This is a genomic window from bacterium CG_4_10_14_0_2_um_filter_33_32, from assembly GCA_002792735.1.
Classification (GTDB): Bacteria; Patescibacteriota; CPR2_A; order CG2-30-33-46; family CG2-30-33-46; genus CG2-30-33-46.
Genome location: PFOW01000051.1, coordinates 276 through 4,502, shown reverse-complemented (window position 1 = coordinate 4,502; position 4,227 = coordinate 276). Strand labels below are relative to the sequence as shown.

Sequence of the window (4,227 nt, the reverse complement as noted above, 5' to 3'; positions counted from 1 at the left end):
GATGGTAAAGGTGATAAGGTTAAATGGCCGGATCAAGGATATATAACTAAATATAGTGACCAGCTTGGTATTCCTTTAGAAACAAGTCAAGATTTAGAGAATAAAAAATTTAATGGTGACTATACTTATACCTTTGCTGATAATAATTGTTCAGACAAAAACATTGATGGTTATGGATGTAATAAAAAAACAGCAAAAATCAGAGGCATAATGCGCGGAGGAAGTGCTGTTAATGGGGGTGCGGCTGGTATATATAGAGCAGATATCGATGATGCGCCTTCCCATTCATTTAATCTGTTAGGTTTTAGATGCGCTAAAAATCCTAATTAGTTTTTTCATAAATCATTACGCTTTTTTTGTCGAATATTTTTACAAACCCTTCTTCCTGGCAAATATCATTAATTTTATCGTCTAACCTTTTAAGCTGGAAGTCCTTGTTAAAACTGTTAGCTCTTAGCCAATCGCATCTTGGATTTTTCCTACATTTTTTTAAGGCCTCAAATTCAGCTTCTATATCCAAATTTACGTCAGCTATCACTAGATCATTCCTAAAACTTATTTCTTTATTTATTATTAAATAGTCACATTTATTCGGCGTATAGGGGAAGAGATTGTATATATTTTTATTTTCCAGGTGGGAGCATAAATTTGATTGGCAACATACTTTTTTATCATCAGGTAATATTTTTTTTGCTTCTCTAAAAGCTTGTCTATTATCATTTTTGCTCCATATTTCCTGCAGATTAAATATTATCAGGCCTGATAATTTATTGGCGTTATAAATTGATGTTTTGTAGGTTACAACTATTGAAATTAACAGAGTAAATAAAGCAATAATCAAGATTACTTTTTTCTTATGATAATGAGTTCCTAAAAAAGTAAATATTGCTAAAGTGAGAGGTATCCCTGCAACCAAGAGATATTGGAAACTTGTTTCCCAAAGTCGAGGTGGGGTAGCATATAATTTCATAAGTAAAAAGGGCAGAAAAATTATCCCGTATTTTGGCTTTAAGAAGAGAAATATTCCGCCAGATAATAAAATTGCCCTAAGGGTTTTTATTTTGATTGGATCATTGACCAGTAAATTAATCAATATTAACGGATTTATTGCTATATTTTTTATAGCATCTAGCGTGCCTATGCCTAACTGTTTGTAATACCAATAGGCATAGGGTATACCTTCTGAAAAATACGGTATTAGAATTTTTGTGGCAGCTAGGTAATAGATTATTGAAATAAAAATAGTTAGCAGCCCATGTTTTCCATCTTTTTTATCAAAAATAAGCATGCTTAATCCGACAAATATTGCGACAATCGCCATGGTTTCTTTTGTTAGAAGAAAGAGTAGCAGAAATAAATAATATTTATTTATTTTTTTTCTTTCGATTGATAAAAGCATCCAAGATAATACTGCAAAACCTAAAGCATCGTTGTGGTAATCAAATGCAATGGCTTGTATAGTTCCAAAAAAAGATAAAATAAATATTAAGGCCAGAATACTTAAAACATTACTTTTTGTTTTGTATTGAATAAGTCTATAAATTCCTAGCGCTCCAATTATAATGGCGGCAATTTGAACAATTAGAAGTGTATATGAACCAAAAATATAGTATAGAGGAGCCAATAATACCATTAAAAATTCAAAATGGTCGCCAAGCAGATTGGGTAATTCTCTAATATTATTAGGTCCTAGCTCTAAGTGGGCATATTGGTACAATGACTTATTGAATATTCCCAAGTCCCAGGCATTGGTATGAAGATTATAATGGGACAACAAAGATATTAAAGAATATAATATCGAAAATCCTACAATAATTCCTATTATTATTTTATTGGAGTTTAAGAAATTCAAGATTTTTTTAAGCATAAATGAGTTATTAATTATTTATTTAAAGCAATTATATCAGGGATATAAAAATATTTGTTAAAGTAGCTAAAGCTTGATTGACGATCATATTAAATTAAGGTATAATTAAATAAGTTTTAAAGATGGTTTTGATAACGAAATCAGTATTTCTTTGTTATATTTCATATAAGATATTCAAGGCTTTATAAAGCTCAATATAAGAACTTAAAGATACAATCAACATTAATTTGCGGGGATAAAATGAAACAAGCAAACGGCGGAGAATTAAAAGAAAAATTATTTAGGGTTCTCCATAGCAAATCATTTCTTGCTATTTCTGCGGTTCTTTTAGTTTCGGCATGGGGTTTAATTATTTACGGAGTTTATTTTAGTAAGGAAAATCCTAACAAGGTTATTGCAACCGTTAGTGATAAGAAAATTATCCAAAAGGATTTAAATCAAAAATTATATGAGATAGATACCAAAGGCACTCCGGAAAATCCAGGTAAATTTGATGAGCAGGTTAAAAAAGAAGCCTTAAGGGTTTTAGTGGAAGATTACATTATTGATTTAGAGTCAGGGAAATTAGGTATAAGTATAACCGATGAGGAAATCCAAAAAGAAGCTAAAAATATACCAGATTATGATTCTTTGAGTAGTCAGCAAAAAACAATAGTAAGTAAGAACGCTAAGCTTCAAATTTTACGGACTAAGGTTGAAGGCAAGGTTGTTTCTTTTAGGGAGGGTAAGGTAATTGTTGCAAGATTTGATCAGGAAGGAAAAGATAATAAGAAGTACGCTGAATCATTGATTAATGGTATAAACTCAGACTTAAAATCTGGTAAAATCAGTTTTGAAGCCGCAATGGAAAAAACTAATAATGATACCACTATCGGTAAAAAATCTTTTTCACCTAATGTTACTCTTTTAAGCCACAGTTTTAATAAAAGTTTTTCTGAAAATAGAAACGGTTTGTTTAAAGATGAGGGCTTTGTTGATAAAGCTTTTTCGCTTAAGAAAAATCAAGTTAGTGAGCCGTTTATCGTAAAATATAATAACAAAGAAACTTTATATGCCATGCTTAAAGTCACAGGAAATTATGATTTTTCGTCCAGGTATTTATCAATGGAAGAATGGTTTACAAAGAAAAAAGCTGAATATAATGTTAGTTATCCAACTAATATAAAACCTGTTGCAAAAAATGATTTAAAATCAACTAATAAAAATACAGGTTTAGCAAGTTTAATTCCCAAGGCTTTAGCAGCAGAGAATGGGAGTTGTGGTGGAGGTTTAACCCCTGCCGGAGGTGCTTATCCTACGGCTTTGGAAGTGCAATTTTTTAGCAGACCAGCTCTAGGAGGAGCTCCTATAGCTTTTAGCGGTGCTTCGGCCCGTGTTAATTTTAATCCTGATTCTATAAAAATGAATCTTTTTGGTTCACGATGTAGGGATAGAGGTGTTTACATAACGCCAAATAACGGCACACCTAATGCCAATAGTCTAGGTATGACTAATCAGGCTAATGGAACAGCTGGTGCTAATGGATGGGTAACATTCGGATATAATGACTGTGGAGCTAACACCAGAAGAGGCTTTAGCTGTCATTGCAGTGACGTTCCGGGTGATGCTGATTACTATGTCGTCCAATTTTTTAACAATGGTTTACAAGAACCCGGTTATTGGCAGAGTGTCGAAATGTACGGATCGTCTTACTCTGTTAACGGCAACGGTGTATTTAAGTTTGATGCCAGGCCAAATGGTGATACTAATACGATGAAGGTATATTGGCAGAGAATTCCAAATTTACCAGGAAGAATTACGCCCAATAATGCCCCTAACGTGTCTTTAATAAGTCCTAATGGTGCGAATTTTACCCGTAATTTAGATGGTACAATTACCGTAGCTCTTCAAGCCAGAATAAGGGATATTGATAATGATAGGGTTAGGCTTTATATAAAAATTAGAAAACCTTATGATCCTAATACCGAAGTCCCTGAATATCTAGGTCCTTATGATAGCGGTTTAGTGGCAGTTGATGGCGCAGGAAATTATAATTTTACCATTACTCTTAACCAGTCTGATCTTAATGAAAATGGCAGCTATAAGTGGTCAGCAAAGGGTATGGATGAACGTGGTTTATGGGATACAAGCCCTAATTACACTTTTGGGAAAATGGTTGATGGTAATCCTTCAGTAAATTGGCAGCAGGCATGGGGGTTTACAGTTTCAGACAGTGTTGTTGTTCCCCCATCAAGCGGCGGAAGTTGTAGCATAGCGTTAACTCCAAAAAAGGGAATAGCGCCTTTGAAGACAGATATTAGAGTTACTTATTCTGCGTTACCCCCAGATGCGGTAGATCATCAAGACTGCGTTGCCTGGGA

General features: G+C 33.4%; 3 protein-coding genes. 2 read left to right on the top strand and 1 reads right to left on the bottom strand.

The features are described 5' to 3' along the window. On the top strand, positions 1-330 hold a 330-nt coding region (locus tag COX95_03180; GenBank protein PIZ85707.1), incomplete at its 5' end, for a hypothetical protein. Here COX95_03180 and COX95_03175 read toward each other — a convergent pair. Beyond that, positions 323-1,867 carry a hypothetical protein gene (locus COX95_03175; GenBank protein PIZ85706.1) on the bottom strand — a complete coding sequence of 515 codons (1,545 nt, stop codon included), beginning with the start codon at positions 1,865-1,867 and terminating at the stop codon, positions 323-325. The two genes, COX95_03180 and COX95_03175, sit on opposite strands and share 8 nt — an antisense overlap. A 240-nt stretch (positions 1,868-2,107) precedes the next feature. Here COX95_03175 and COX95_03170 point away from each other — a divergent pair. Then, positions 2,108-4,227 (top strand): hypothetical protein (locus COX95_03170; GenBank protein PIZ85708.1); only part of this gene is annotated, 2,120 nt, incomplete at its 3' end.